The organism is Sphingomonas rhamnosi (assembly GCF_036663615.1).
In the GTDB taxonomy this organism is placed as follows: domain Bacteria; phylum Pseudomonadota; class Alphaproteobacteria; order Sphingomonadales; family Sphingomonadaceae; genus Sphingomonas.
Window position 1 is genome coordinate 461,928 of record NZ_JAXOJJ010000002.1, and the last position, 14,018, is coordinate 475,945.

Sequence of the window (14,018 nt, forward strand, 5' to 3'; positions counted from 1 at the left end):
CATGGCACCATATCGATGGACGATCCTGCTTAGCCTAGCGGTAGCTGGCAGCGCCACGGCGCGCGGCGCGCCGGATGTCGTCATCACTGACACCGGCGCGGTCCGCGGGGCGACGGCCGACGGGGTCGTGGCATGGAAGGGCATACCGTTCGCAGCACCGCCCGTCGGCGCGCTTCGGTGGCGCGCACCGCAACCGGCCGCGCGCTGGGACGGTATGCGTGACGCGCGCGCCTATGGGCATGACTGCATGCAGCTCCCTTTCCCCAGCGATGCCGCGCCGCTGGGTACGCCGCCGGCCGAGGACTGCCTGTACATCAATGTGTGGAAACCGGTGGGCGCGCGCCGCCTGCCGGTGCTGGTCTGGATCTATGGCGGCGGGTTCGTCAACGGCGGGTCGTCGCCGCCGACTTATGCAGGGACCGAACTCGCCAAACAGGGCATCATGGTCGTCAGCTTCAACTATCGGCTGGGCCGCTTCGGCACCTTCGCGCACCCGCAGCTCAGCGCGGCGCGCGAGGACGCCCCCCCCTCTCCGAACTTCGGGTATATGGATCAGGTCGCGGCGCTGCGCTGGGTCCACCGCAACATCGCCGCGTTCGGGGGCGACCCCGCAAACGTCACGATCGTCGGTGAAAGCGCCGGCGGCGTGTCGGTCCACGCGCTGGTGACCGCGCCCATCGCGCAGGGACTCTTTACCAGGGCGGTGGTGCAGTCCGGCGGACCGATCGCGCTCGGCGACGCGAGCCCCGCCGCAGCGCAGGCCGCCGGGCTGGCGTTCGCCGCAAGCAAGGGCATCGCCGCCGACGACCCGCAAGCCTCGGCCAAACTCCGCGCGCTTTCGGCGGATGCGGTGACGGACGGCCTCAACCTGGCGAACAGGCCGAGCACGCTGCCGGTGACCTATAGCGCGCCGGTCGTCGATGGCCGCTACGCCGTTGACCAGCTTGCTGCCTACCGGGCGGGCGCCTTCAAGAAAGTGCCGATGATGCTCGGCGCAACCAGCGACGATATCGGCGGGCGCAGCGGGCCGATGATTGTCGGCGCGCGCAACCTCGCCGGCATCCTCGCGGCGCAGAACGTCCCGACCTATTATTACCGCTTCTCGTATGTCGCGACCTCGGCGCGCACCGCCGAAACCCGGGGGGCTTCGCATGCGAGCGATATTCCGTTCTTCTTCGACACCGCCGCGATCAAATATGGCGCCACCACCACACCTACCGACCGCGCCGCATCGCGGACCGCGAGCGGATATCTGGTGAACTTCGTGAAGACCGGCAACCCGAACGCGCCCGGCGCGTCCAGCCGCGGCCAGCCTCCCCTATGGCCAGCCTATGACGGCCGCCGCCGACAAATGCTCGATCTGAATGCCGCAGGCGCTGCCTCGGTCGGCAGGGACCCTTGGGACACTGCCGACTGAGACTCACCCAACGAAATGGGACCGGACCGATCGGTGCGTCTCGACGTTCGAGATCGCACCGATCGCTAGATCATGGGCGCCAGCCGACCGGCAACACGCGCGCGGGCACGTGCACCAGTACGGTCTGGCGGATTTCACGCGCCGAGTCCCCCAGCATGACCTGATAGTCGCCCTCGCGGATCGACCATTCGCGACGGGACTCGTCCCAAGTCGCGAGCAGGCGCGGGTCGACTGTCACGCTCACCGAACCGTTGGCGCCGGGCTGCAGCGCGAGCTTTTGCCAGCCGCCGAGCCGCTTCGGCGCTTCCCAGCCACCCGCGACCGGCGCGACATAGATCTGCGGGACCGCCGATCCGGCGCGCTTGCCGACATTGTCGACGCGGACGCTTGCGACGACGGTTCCGTCGCGCACGACGGCCTTCAGGTCGCGATAGGCAAAGCTGGTATAGGTGAGCCCGTGACCGAACGCATAAAGCGGGTCGTGACGCTTCTGGTCGTACCATTTATACCCGACGGTCGCACCCTCGTCATAGCGCGTGTCGCCCGCTTTGGGCGCCTGCGGGCGCGGCAATTGGTCGACCGAACGCGGGAAGGTCGCGGGCAGACGACCCGACGGAGCGGTCCGGCCGAACAGCAGATTGGCGATCGCGTCGCCCCCTGCGGTGCCGGGATACCAGGCCTCCAGGATCGCGCCGACGCGCGGCGCCCAGGGCAGGAGGACCGGCCCTCCGGTCTCGAGCACCACCGCGGTGCGCGGGTTGGCCGCCGCGACCGCGTCGATCAACGCATCCTGCTTGCCCAGCGACAGCGACACGTCGAACGCTTCGCCCGCCCACTGAGTCGCGAACACGATGACGACATCGGCATCGCGCGCCAGCGCTGCCGCTGCGGCGGGGTCCTTACCCGATGCGAAGGTCACCTTGGCCTGCGGCGCCAGCTTGCGGATCGCCTCGAGCGGCGCAGAAGGGTAGTACATCACCGGCCCCGGCCAGGTGGTCGGAGCGAGCCCGGGCACCGCATTGCCCCCGGCCGGATAGACCAGCGACGATCCGCCGCCCGCCAGCACGCCCTTGTCGGCATACCCGCCGATCACCGCGATCCGCTTCACCGACGGCGACAGCGGCAGCAGCGCCGCTTCGTTGCGCAGCAACACCGCGCCCGCTTCGGCGTCGGACCGGGATACCGCGGCGTGCGCGGCGAAGTCGATCGGGCGTTCGGCGACGGGGTGCTCGAACAATCCGTTGGCGAACATCGTGCGCAGGATGCGCGACGCCATTTCGGTCAGCCGCGCCTCGCTGACCGCACCGCTGGCGACCGCATCGGCCAGCGGCTTGCCGAAGAACGGTTGCGTGTCGAACGGGAAGCCCGAATCCTGGTCGAGCCCCGCATTGGCCGCGGCCACCGTGCTGTGCGTCGCGCCCCAGTCGGACATCACGAAGCCCGGCCATTTCCAGTCGCGCCTCAGCACGTCGGTCAGCAGGAACGGGTTCTCGCACGAATGCGTGCCGTTGACGCGGTTGTACGAACACATGATCGCGCCGGCATTCGAGCGTTCGATGCCGATCTGGAACGCCAGCAGATCCGACACACGCGCCGCCGCGGGGTCGATCACCGAATTGCCGGTGTCGCGATCGGTTTCCTGGTCGTTGATCGCGTAATGCTTGATCGTCGAGACGACGTGCGCGGACTGGATCCCGGCGATCTGCGCGCCCGACATCGTACCCGCGAGCAGCGGATCCTCGCCGCCATATTCGAAGTTCCGCCCGTTGCGCGGATCGCGCATCAGGTTGACGCCTCCCGCCAGTAGCACGTTGAAGCCCGAGCGATGCGCCTCGTCACCGATCATCGCACCGCCGCGATACGCCATGTCGGGATCCCAGGTCGCGGTCGTCGCGATGCCCGATGGCAAAGCGGTGCGCTCGCGCTTGACCACCGCGCTGCCCTGCGTGGCCACCCCCATCCCCGCATCGGTCTGCCACTGCGGCGGAATGCCGAGGCGCGGGATGCCGGGGACATAGCCCGCGGACCCAGCCCTGCCCTCGGCCGGCGCGACATATTTCTTGGGGGCGAAATCGGTCGCGAGATAGCCGAAGACGAGCGTCAGCTTTTCGTCGCGTGTCATCTGCGCCACGATCAGCGCGGCACGCGCATCGGGCGACAGTTTCGGGTCGCTCCATGCCCGTGCCGGGGCGCCGCCCTGGGTGCGCGCCTGGGTCTGGGCCAGCGACGGGGCGGCGGCCACACCCGCCAACAAGACGAGCGACAGCATTCGAATGCGGGTCATGGCAATCCTCTCAAAAAACACAATATCGCCGCGATCAGGTCTGATCGTCGAGCGAAAAGATCGGTGCCGCCTCGGTCCATTTCGATCCCGGTTGCGCCCAGGGCAGCGGCCGCTGGACGCCGTCCATCTGCGCTTCCCAGGCTTGCACCGCTGGATCGGCGCGATCAGCCGCCGCCTTAGCCGCCGGATCGAACGACGCGTCGGTGTCCATCACCATGACCAGCCGGCCGCCGGTACGATAAATATCCATCGCGACGATCCCGGCCTCGCGGATGCTCGCCCCTACCGCGGTCGGCAGCGCACCCGCGGCGTGCCACGCTTCGTACCGCGCGATCGCCGCAGGTTCGTCGACCAGATCGATCAGCAGGACATGGCGCCGGATCAATTGATCCAGCCCCCGTCGATCACGTGCACCGCACCGGTCGTGAACGAGGATTCGTCGCCGGCCAGATACAGCGCGAGGTTGGCGATCTCCTCGGCGCGACCCAGTCGGCCCATCGGCTGGCGCGCGACGAACGCCGCCTGCGCGGCCGCGTAATCGCCGGTGTCGTGCAGGCGCTGCTGCAGCGACGGCGTGTCGATCGTGCCGGGGCAGATCGCGTTGCAGCGGATCCCCTGCCCGACGAAATCCGCGGCGACCGCCTTGGTCAGCCCGATCACCCCGGCCTTGGTCGCGCCGTAAGCGAAGCGGTTGGGAATGCCCTTCACCGAGCTGGCGATCGACGAGACGTTGACGATCGCACCGCCGCCGCGCGCGAGCATGCCCGGCAGCACCGCCCGGATCGTCCGGAACATCGCGGTCATGTTGATCGCGATCGCTTGCGCCCATTCCTCCTCGGTACAGTCGAGGATCGTGCCCGCATGGACGATGCCCGCGATGTTGGCGAGGATATCGACCGGGCCGATCGCGTCCGCCAGCGCCAGCACCGCATCGGCATCGGTGACGTCGAGTGCGCGCAGTTCGCATCCTTCCAACCCGTCCAGCGCCGCCAGGTCGCGGTCGGTGGCGATCACGCGTGCGCCTTCGCGGACATACAGGTCCGCGGTCGCGCGACCGATGCCGCGTGCCGCTGCGGTGACCAGCGCCACCTTGCCGTTCAACCGTCCGCTCACGCCGTTACACTCCGCTGCGCGATCGGCAGGCACGCCGGGCCGATCGGATCAAATGCCTTGTAGGTCAGGATGAACTCGCGGTGGCCGAGTTCCTCGGACACGCTGCGCCGGCCGTCCGCGACCGCGAGCACCGCGTCGACGATCTCGCTGCCGACCGCATCGAGCGTCGCTTCGCCTTCGAGAATGCGACCCGCATTGACGTCCATGTCGGCGGCCAGGCGGCGCCCGGTTTCCGGGTTGGCGCAGATCTTGATCACCGGCGAAATCGCCGAGCCGACCACCGAGCCACGCCCCGTCGTGAACAAGGTTAAATGGCACCCACAGGCGATCATCTCGACGATCTCGGCATTGTCCGAAATATTGGGGAAGCCGAACCGCGGTTCGCCGTCGGGGACGACGTCGAGCAGGTACAGTCCGCCGGTCGGCGGCACGTCACCGGGCTTGATCACGCCGCTGATCACCGACGATCCCGATTTGGAATAGGCGCCCATCGACTTTTCCTCCTGCGTCGTCAGCCCGCCTTCCGCATTGCCCGGCGCGAAGCTGCCAAAGCCCATCACGGTATAATAGGCCTCAGCCTTGTGGACCGCGTCGACGATCACCTGGCCGAGCTCCGGGGTAGCGGCGCGGTCGGCCATGATGCCCTCGCAGCCGACCAGTTCGCCGGTCTCCTCGAAGATGCAGGTAGCACCCTCGGCGACGAAATGGTCGAACGCGCGGCCGACCGCGGGGTTGGCGGTGATCCCGCTGGTCCCGTCCGACCCACCGCATATCGTGCCGATCACCAGTTCGTCGACGCGCATCGGCACGCGTTCGACATACGCAGCCGCAGCGCGGACGCGATCGACCGCGGCAAGTCCCGCCGTGATCGTCGCCGCGGTACCGCCCGTTTCTTGGATGACGAGCAGCTCGCAGGGCCGCCCGCTCGCCCTCACCGCCGCCGCCAGTCGCTCGCGGTTGAAGCTTTCGCAGCCTAGCGACACCAGCACGACGCCGCCGACATTGGGATGCGTCGCGACCGCCTCCATGACCTTGGCGGCATAGGCGTTGGGATAGCAGCCGGGAAAGCCGATCAGATGGACGTCGGCATCGTCGACCTTGTCGACGATCCGCCGCGCGACGTGGTGCGCGCACTCCACCAGATAGGCGACCGCGACGACGTTGCGGATGCCCTTGCGACCGTCCTGGCGTTGATAGGCGTTGATCATGGCTGAGCCTCGCTCATCGTGCTGCGGGTGTGGCTGGCGATGTAATCGCTCTTCATATTGTGCATGTGGACCCAGTCGCCGGCGCCGGCATCGGCGGTCATCGATCCGATCGGCGCGCCGTATTTGATGACCTTGTCGCCCGCGCGCAGCGAACCGCGCGCGACCTTGTGACCGACCGTGATGCCTTCGCGCGACGGGATCGTCCCGCCCGATACGGTCAATATGTCGCCCGCCGCGATCGGCGACACACAGATCAGGACATTGTCGTCCGGGTGGAGCAGGATCAGCTGCTCGCTCGGCGCTCCGTGCGCATGGGTTCGGTCGTCGGTGCCGAGTGCCATCCAGTAATCCTTTGGTATCGCAGCGGCGGCACGTGCCACCATGTCGTTGACTTCGGCCGCGCCGACCACCCCGGCGATCACGCACGCAACCGCGGGATGCCGCAGCGGGAACTGCAGCGCCGCCGCCGGCAGCGCGACGCCGAACCGCGCGCAGTCGCTGGCGAGCGCGCGCGTCCGCGCCACCAGATCGGCGGACGGCGCGGCATAATCGTAATGCGCGAGCGCCGGGTCGGCCTCGGCGGGGTCGCGCGCGAGGATCCCGCTATTGTACGGCCCGCCGACGATGACGCGGACGCCGCGGTCGCGACACCGGTCGAGCAACGCCGCGGCGCTGCGGTCGAGCAAGGTGTAGCGACCGGCGAGCAGGATCACGTCGAGGTCGACGCGGTCGAGCAGGGTCTCGCAGATCGCGACCTCGTTGACCCCGATCCCGATCGCGCCGACCTCGCTCGCGTCGCGGAGCGCGACCATCGCCGCATAGCCGCCCTCGAGGAAGTCGCGCAGATGCCGCGGGTGATCGCCGCCGTGCGTCGCCGCGCCCAGATCATGCGCCAGCAGCAGATCGATCCGGTCGCGGCGCAGCCGCGCGCGGCTGGCGTCGAGCGAACGGCGGATGCCGTCGGCGCTATAGTCGAACACCGGTTCGAACGGATCGGCGTCGACGAACCCGTGCCGCTCGCCGCGCGCGCTGGTCGGCACGAGCAACCGGCCGACCTTCGTCGACACCGTCGCGGTCACGCCGGGATCGAGCACCGCCAGCGCGTCGCCGAGGCGGCGCTCGGCGAGACCATGCCCATAATGCGGCGCCGTGTCGAAATACCCGATCCCGCCGGCCAGCGCCGCGGCGATCGTCGCATAGGCCTGTTCGTCGTCGATCGCGCGGTAGAGATTGCCGATCGCGGCGGTCCCCATCCCGTAGCGCGGCAGCGTCACGCGGGTCATGCCGCGTCCGCCATGACTGGAATCCGGTAGGTCCGCGCCGCGTTGCGCGCAAACACGTCCGTGTGACGGTCGGACGGTATCGCGTCTCGCGCTTGCGCGAGCCAATCCGTATAGGACGTTCGCATCGTCACGACGGGCCAGTCGCTGCCCCAGATCAGCCGATCAAGACCGAACATCGTCAACAGGTCCGCGATGAGACGGGGTACCGCGTCGGCATGGGTGCTTCGGTCAATCTCGGTCAGCAATCCCGACAGCTTGCACATGACGTTCGGCAACGCTGCCAGCGCGCGCATATCCTCCGCCCAACGGACCGTGTCGCCGCCGGTCGCCGGTTTGGCGGCATGATCGATGACGATGCTCAGCCCTGGATGCCGAGCCGCCAGCCGTGCGAGGGACGCCAGATGCCGCGGCCGGACCAGCGCGTCGAGCACAAGCCCGCGATGGGCAAGATGCGCAAACGCAACGTCCAACGCAACGTCGTCGTACCACTCGTCCGCCAGATCCTGCACCATCGGCCGGATACCGACTAGCGGCCCCGCCGCCGCGAGCGAGTCGATCCGCGCGGGTGCATCCGCTGCGGCCAGATCGGTCCAGCCGACCACCCCCGCGACGATCGGATCGCCCGCCATCTGCAACAGCCAGCGCGTATCCGCCTCGCTCGGCTCGCTTTGGATCAGCAGGACCTGCCGCACACCGCTGCCCGCCAGCGCGGCACGCAGATCATCGAGTCCGAAATCGCGGTGCAGTACGGGCAGCTCGGGCCCCGGCCATGCGTCCTGGCGGCGCGCAAGCTCCCAGAGATGGACATGCGCATCGATCATGGCCGGTCGGCCCGGTGCAGCCGCGCGAACCCGCCCACCACCAGGAAGCAGACCGCCGGCACCAGCATCGCCCAACGGATCGCGCCGGACAGGTCCGACACCAGCCCCATAACCGCGGTGACGACTGCGCCACCGATGATCGCCATCACGATCATCGACGCGCCGGGCTTGGTCAGGGGCCCGAGTCCGCGCAGCGATAGGACGAAGATCGTCGGGTACATGATCGACATGAAGAAGCTGCTGAGCACCAGCGCCGCAACCCCCGCGCCGCCGCCGCCAATCGCAGCGAACCCGGTCAGCGCGACATTGACCAGCGCGAACGCCGCCATCAGCCGCGCGCCACCGACCCGCGCCAGCAACGCAGTACCCGCGAACCGCCCCGCCATGAACAGCGCGAGCGACAGCGTTAGCAGCCCCGCCGCGCGCTGCTCACCGACCAGCGGCAGCGCGGCGTCGACATAGCGGATCAGGTAGCTCCAGATCCCGACCTGCGCGCCGACATAGAAGAATTGCGCCGCGACCCCGGCCAGGAAGCGCGGCCGCCTCAACAATGCGGCGAACCCGGCCAGCGTCGCGCCCTGTTCGCCGGGGGCGTGCACCGTCGGCACGACCGCCGCGTCCGGCAACCGCGTCATCGCCAACAGCGCCGCCCAGATCAGCACGACGCCTGCGATCGCCAGATAAGGCAGTTGGACCGAACGCGCCTCGGAAACGGCGGAAGCGCTGTTCGACAGGATCAACATCGCGCCCAGCCCGACCCCGGTGATCGACCCCAGCGGGTTGAAGCTCTGTGCGAGGTTCAGCCGACGCTCGGCACCGGCGGCAGGGCCCAGGACCATCACCATCGGGTTGGCCGCCGTTTCGAGGAAGGCGAGCCCGCTGGCGATCACGAACAGGCCGAGCAGGAAGAAGGGATAGCTGGACAGTACCGACGCCGGCCAGAACAGCAACGCGCCGGCCGCGAACAGCAACAGCCCCCCGATCACCGCCCGCTTGTACCCGAACCGCTCGGATGCGAGCGCCGCGGGGATCGCGAAGCAAAAATAGCCGAGATAGAAGGCCGACTGGACCAGCCCGGACTGGAAGTCGCTTAGCCGGAACACCGAACGGAAATGCGCGACCAGCACGTCGTTGAGGTTGTTCGCCAGCCCCCAGAGAAAGAACAGACCAATGATCAGCACGGTCGCCATCCGGCTTGCCCGTGCTTCGCGTGCGTCCGCCATCATCACCGGCTCCGTTCGATCGAGACGAGCCGGATCGTCGTGATCCGGCTCGCCGCCATGCCATACAGGGGTTTGGATCAGAAGGTGATCCGCGCCACGCCGCTGATCTGGCGATCGTTCGCGATCGAATCGCGCGGACGGGATTCGAGGCCATAATAGGTCGACTGGATCGTGTTGGTCAGGTTGACCGCGTTGAGCGTCAGCGACAGATTCGGCGTCACATTGGCGGTGATCGACGCATCGAGCTGCCCCGACGCCTTCTGGAACACCGGCAGGTTGCCCGATCCGTTGCCCGAGGTAAGCTTCAGATACTTGCTGCGCCAGTTATAGGCGAGCCGTGCCGAGACGATCCCGCGCTCGTAGATGCCGATCAGGTTGTAGTTGTACTTCGACAGACCCTGCAGCGGCAGCTGACGCACGGGGCCCTCGGTCGCCGGGCTCGGTGCCGAGGAGTCGACGAAGGTGAAGTTCGCCTGTGCACCCAGACCGGCGAGCGGGCCGGGCAGGAAATCGTAGAACTGCTGATAGGCGACTTCGGCGCCCTTCACCTTGGCGTTGCTGACGTTGCTGTACGACGTGACGTTGTAAAGTGCGCTCTGGCCGTCGGTGAAGGTCACGGTGCGCTGCGAGATGCCGGTCTGGATATAGTCCGAGATATCCTTGTAGAATCCGGCGACGGTCAGCGACCCGGTGCGCGAGAAATACCATTCGGCCGACGCGTCCAGGTTCTTCGAGCCCATCGGCTTCAGATAGGGGTTGCCGCCCGACGTGTACTGCTCCTGCCGGATCTGCGCGATCCCCGGCTCGGTGATGTTCAGGCTCGGGTTAAGCTGGCTCAGCGTCGGGCGTGAGATGTTCTTCGACAGCGCGAGGCGAAGCTGGACGTTCTCCGCGAGATGCGCGCGCAGGTTCAGGCTCGGCAACACCGAGGTGTAGGTGTCGCTGTTGGCGATCGGAACGAAGGTGGTCGGCCCCGTGACTTGCCCGCCGCCCGCGACCGGCGTGATCAGATCGGTCTGCTGGTAGAAGCCGTCGACGTTCAGCTTAGTCTGGACGACACGCACACCGAGGTTGCCGTCGATCGGCAGCGACAGATCGTCGGCCTTGAAGAAGGCGGTGGCATAGCCCGTATAGGTCTTCTGCGACTGCGTGCTGGTGCTGCTGGGCAGATAGGACGGCTGCGTCGTGATGCCGAGCGTACCGAGCGTTGCACCATAGTCCTGCGTGATACCGCGGGAGAACAACAGCGCATCGCCGAACAAGTCGGCGTCGCCGCGGAAGAAGTTGCCGAAATCGGCGAACTGAAGCTGCGACGGCACCGCATTCAGGCCGGTGTAGCGATAGCCGGTGTCGCTCGAGCGGTTGGACCGGTCCGCGTACCGGGCGCCGACCTTGATCGACTGCAGGACACCCCCATCGAACTTGTATTCGGCGTCAAGGCGACCCGTCTTGTCCTTGCCGCGCGAGTTGCTCAGGTTGTCGAGGTAGAAGGCGGAGGCGTAGTTCGCCGGATTGGTCAGCCCCCCGGGTGCGGTGATCTGGAACGACGGAATGTCGCCCGAAATATCCTGGACCAGAGTCGCATTCCCGACGCCATTGAGACCGACGATCGAGCGCAGGCCGCTCGTCTTCGAATCGACGAACTGGCCGTCGGCGGTGATCGTCAGGTTTGCGCTCGGACGCCATTTCGCGTTCAGCGAATAGTCGGTCGTGGTCGAGTGGCGCTTTTCGAGGCTGGTGTTGGCGGCGAGCCGGATGTTCTGGAACGACCCGCTCTGGAAGTCGCCATTCGGCCCGAACGTGAAGGCGGCGCCCGGAACGGGGACGACATTCAACGCGCCCTCCGCGGGCTCCGCGAAGTAGCTGAAATCGTCGTAGCGGAACTTGTAATCGTTACGGAACAGCTCGCCCGTGATCTCCAGCGTGTCGGTCGGCCGCCACTGTAGCGACGCATCGATGCCGAAACGCCGACGCGCGCCGTTGACCTGGCCGATGCCGGTGCCGTGCGGGATGGTCGTGACCTGGCCGGTGCGGCCCAGCGAGGTCAGTGCCGCGATCGACGCCGCCCGGATCACGGGATCGGGATCGTTCGGGTCAAGCGTCTCGAACGGCTCGGTCGAGATCGTGTCCTGGCTGAACGCGGTCTTCTGGTACGACGCGCTGACCAGAAGGCCAATCTCTCCGATCCCCGTATTCCAGCGATCGCTGACAAGCAGCGACGCGGTCGGCTGGCTCTTACGGGCGAGATCATAATAGGTATTCGTCGCCGCGGCCGAGATCTTGAAGCCATCGAAGTCGAACGGCTTGCGCGTGCGGAAATTGATCGTGCCGCTCAGCTGGTCCTCGATCAGGTCGGCCGACGGGTTCTTGTAGACGTCGATGCCCGCGAGCAGCTCGGACGGCACGTCTTCGAGGCTCAGCGAACTGCTGTTGGCGCTCGCGGTGAAGATGTCGCGGCCGTTCAGTTCGGTGCGGACCTGCGTCAGGCCGCGGATCGCGACCGCGCTGCCTTCGCCATAGTTGCGCTGGATCTGAATGCCCGAAATGCGCTGCAGCGCCTCGGCGATGTTGCGGTCGGGCAGCTTGCCGATGTCTTCGGCGACGATCGAATCGACCACCTGGCTCGCGTTACGCTTGATGTTCTGCGCGGACTGCAGGCTGGCGCGGACGCCGGTGACGACGATGTCGTCTTCGGCCGGTGCGGTGCCCTCAGGCTGCGCGCCGGCGACGCCCTGGTCGGCGCTGGGTGCGACGGTGCCACTCTGCTCGGGCGCGGTCTGCGGAACGGTCTGCGCGGTGGCAGGCAGTGCCCAGCCGAGCAACAGCGCGGCGACCGATGCACCGGTTTCAAAACGCATCCCACGGACGCGACGCGAAGCAGCAGACCCAATCATCATGACACCCTCTCTAAACCCACGGCTCCTGTTCGGAGCGCTGGCCGCTCCCTACGCCCACCGTCACTGTTATGAAATATAAAAATTGCTTTCATCCATGAATAATTGGTAATCCTTGGCGCTCAGTCGGTAGGGCCGTAGAACCTGCGAAAACGACGGTGAGGAGAGCAATGGCCACGAAATCGCGCTATCAGGCGCCGGCGTTGAAAAAGGGCCTCGAGATTCTCGAGCTGCTCGCCGCCGCCAGCGGCCCGCTCAATATGTCCGACATCTCCACCGCGCTGGGCCGCTCGGTCAGCGAGATTTTTCGCATGCTCCAGGTGCTCGAAGAGCATCGCTACATCGCTCGCGGCGACGACGGCTATCGACTGACCAACCGGCTGTTCGCGCTCGGCATGGGCCAGCCTCCGGTCCGCGACCTCGTCTCGACCGCGCTGCCGGTGATGCACGACGCCGCGCGCCAGATGGGGCAGAGCTGTCACATGGCGGTCGTCTCGGGCGCCGAGATGGTCGTGATCGCCGGGGTCGAGGCGCCGGGTCTGTCGGGCTTCGCGGTGCGCGTCGGCTATCGCCGGCCGTTGCACAGTTCCGCGTCGGGCCGGATCCTGCTCGCCTTTCAGTCGCCCGACACGCGGCGCGCGCTGCTCACGGATATCCGCGAGGCGGGTGCGGCGTTCGACGAGGCGGCGCTGATCGCGCAACTCGACGCGATCGTCGCAGAGGGCGGCAGCTCCACGCCGAGCCCCGTGCTGACCGGGATCAGCGACCTGTCGGTGCCGATCCTCGCCGCGGGCATCGCGCGCGCCGCCTTGACCGTGCCGTTCGTCGACGGTCCGGGCAGCCGCCTGTCGCTCGCGGCCTCGCAAACGGTCGTCCGCGCGGCCGCGATTGCGATCGCAGAGCTGCTCGCCCCCGTCGTCCGCGACGGCCCGGCCGAGCGCGAGGACTCGGAGGAAACGCCATGACACGCCGCCGGCAGAGCGGAGCAGCACGCGTGAAAATGCTGTTGCTCGCCGCGCTGGTGCTGGCGGTGCCGGCCGCGGGCGCGCCGTATCGAAGCTCGCCCGAACGCCGGACCGTGGTCGAGAAGGATTGGGGTCCCTGGCTCGGACCGTTCCGCGCCAAGGTCGTCCCCAGCCTGATGCAGGATTTCGGCGAACGCTATGTCTACCAACCCGCCAACGCGGCGCTGCGCCCTCCCCGGCGCGGCGAGACACGCGTCGTCTTCCTCGGCGATTCGATCACTGATCGCTGGAACCTCGCGACCAGCTTTCCGGGCCAACCGTACATCAACCGCGGCATCGGCAGCCAGGTCACCGCGCAGATGGTGCTCCGCTTCCACCAGGACGTGATCGCGCTTCGCCCGTCGGCGGTCGTGATCCTCGCCGGCGTCAACGACGTGCAGGGATTCCTGCAGCAGGAAACCCCCGAACAGATCGAGGCGAACTGGGAGGCGATGGCCGACCTGGCCGACGCGCACCGCATCAGGGTGGTGTTCGGGTCGCTGCTGCCGGTCAACGACTATACCGAGGCGGCGCGCGATGTCGTGAAAGAACGCAAGCCCGCCGAACTCCGCGCCCTGAACGCCTGGCTACGCGGCTTCTGCGCACGCCGCGGATACGCCTATGCCGACTATCACACGGCGCTGGTCGACGATCGCGGACTGCTCGACCGCGCCTATACGGTCGACGGACTCCACCCGCTCGACACGGGCTATGCAAAGATGGCCCCCATCGCGGCGCGCGCCATCGCCACCGCACTTGCAAGGAACTGAT

General features: G+C 67.5%; 11 protein-coding genes. 3 read left to right on the forward strand and 8 right to left on the reverse strand.

The genetic code is table 11. The annotated features are described in order from the left end of the window. Window position 1 precedes the first annotated feature (1 nt). A complete protein-coding gene (locus U1701_RS07145; RefSeq protein ID WP_443026004.1) occupies window positions 2-1,417 on the forward strand; it encodes a carboxylesterase/lipase family protein in 1,416 nt (471 codons plus the stop codon). A 70-nt stretch (window positions 1,418-1,487) separates the two neighbouring features. Here U1701_RS07145 and U1701_RS07150 read toward each other — a convergent pair whose 3' ends face one another. The 8 genes from U1701_RS07150 to U1701_RS07190 all read right to left on the reverse strand — a co-directional run bounded on the left by U1701_RS07150 (window position 1,488) and on the right by U1701_RS07190 (window position 12,207). Then, window positions 1,488-3,701, reverse strand: a complete 2,214-nt coding sequence (locus U1701_RS07150; protein ID WP_332781849.1) for a beta-glucosidase — start codon at window positions 3,699-3,701, stop codon at window positions 1,488-1,490. Window positions 3,702-3,735: 34 nt separating this feature from the next. After that, entirely contained in the window at window positions 3,736-4,086 is a 351-nt protein-coding gene (locus tag U1701_RS07155) for an L-rhamnose mutarotase (RefSeq protein WP_332781850.1), read from the reverse strand. Then, complete coding sequence (locus U1701_RS07160) at window positions 4,083-4,814, reverse strand: SDR family oxidoreductase (RefSeq protein WP_332781851.1); 732 nt, start codon at window positions 4,812-4,814, stop codon at window positions 4,083-4,085. Before U1701_RS07160 ends, U1701_RS07155 begins: the two co-directional genes overlap by 4 nt. After that, the gene (locus U1701_RS07165; protein ID WP_332781852.1) at window positions 4,811-6,022 is read right to left on the reverse strand and encodes a UxaA family hydrolase; all 1,212 of its coding nucleotides are present in this window, start codon (window positions 6,020-6,022) and stop codon (window positions 4,811-4,813) included. Before U1701_RS07165 ends, U1701_RS07160 begins: the two co-directional genes overlap by 4 nt. Next, window positions 6,019-7,305 (reverse strand): aldo/keto reductase, encoded by a 1,287-nt coding sequence (locus U1701_RS07175; protein WP_443026005.1) that lies wholly within the window; start codon window positions 7,303-7,305, stop codon window positions 6,019-6,021. The genes U1701_RS07165 and U1701_RS07175 overlap by 4 nt, the downstream gene beginning before the upstream one ends. Next, a complete protein-coding gene (locus tag U1701_RS07180; RefSeq protein ID WP_332781853.1) occupies window positions 7,302-8,126 on the reverse strand; it encodes an amidohydrolase family protein in 825 nt (274 codons plus the stop codon). The genes U1701_RS07175 and U1701_RS07180 overlap by 4 nt, the downstream gene beginning before the upstream one ends. Beyond that, on the reverse strand, window positions 8,123-9,352 hold the full coding sequence (gene fucP / locus U1701_RS07185) for an L-fucose:H+ symporter permease (RefSeq protein WP_332781854.1): 1,230 nt from the start codon (window positions 9,350-9,352) through the stop codon (window positions 8,123-8,125). Before fucP ends, U1701_RS07180 begins: the two co-directional genes overlap by 4 nt. Window positions 9,353-9,426: 74 nt before the next feature. Then, window positions 9,427-12,207, reverse strand: coding sequence for a TonB-dependent receptor (locus U1701_RS07190; RefSeq protein WP_332781855.1), 2,781 nt, complete (start codon window positions 12,205-12,207; stop codon window positions 9,427-9,429). Window positions 12,208-12,413: 206 nt separating this feature from the next. Here U1701_RS07190 and U1701_RS07195 point away from each other — a divergent pair, with 206 nt between their 5' ends. After that, a complete protein-coding gene (locus U1701_RS07195) occupies window positions 12,414-13,208 on the forward strand; it encodes an IclR family transcriptional regulator (protein ID WP_332781856.1) in 795 nt (264 codons plus the stop codon). Next, window positions 13,205-14,017 (forward strand): GDSL-type esterase/lipase family protein, encoded by an 813-nt coding sequence (locus tag U1701_RS07200; RefSeq protein WP_332781857.1) that lies wholly within the window; start codon window positions 13,205-13,207, stop codon window positions 14,015-14,017. Before U1701_RS07195 ends, U1701_RS07200 begins: the two co-directional genes overlap by 4 nt. Window position 14,018: the final 1 nt, after the last annotated feature.

Bases quoted from the DNA above. Each gene is read 5' to 3' on its own strand.
- U1701_RS07145 (WP_443026004.1), top strand. From the start codon at position 2: ATGGCACCATATCGATGGACGATCCTGCTTAGCCTAGCGGTAGCTGGC.
- U1701_RS07150 (WP_332781849.1), bottom strand. From the start codon at position 3,701: ATGACCCGCATTCGAATGCTGTCGCTCGTCTTGTTGGCGGGTGTGGCC.
- U1701_RS07165 (WP_332781852.1), bottom strand. From the start codon at position 6,022: ATGATCAACGCCTATCAACGCCAGGACGGTCGCAAGGGCATCCGCAAC.
- U1701_RS07175 (WP_443026005.1), bottom strand. From the start codon at position 7,305: ATGACCCGCGTGACGCTGCCGCGCTACGGGATGGGGACCGCCGCGATC.
- U1701_RS07180 (WP_332781853.1), bottom strand. From the start codon at position 8,126: ATGATCGATGCGCATGTCCATCTCTGGGAGCTTGCGCGCCGCCAGGAC.
- fucP (WP_332781854.1), bottom strand. From the start codon at position 9,352: ATGATGGCGGACGCACGCGAAGCACGGGCAAGCCGGATGGCGACCGTG.
- U1701_RS07190 (WP_332781855.1), bottom strand. From the start codon at position 12,207: ATGCGTTTTGAAACCGGTGCATCGGTCGCCGCGCTGTTGCTCGGCTGG.
- U1701_RS07195 (WP_332781856.1), top strand. From the start codon at position 12,414: ATGGCCACGAAATCGCGCTATCAGGCGCCGGCGTTGAAAAAGGGCCTC.
- U1701_RS07200 (WP_332781857.1), top strand. From the start codon at position 13,205: ATGACACGCCGCCGGCAGAGCGGAGCAGCACGCGTGAAAATGCTGTTG.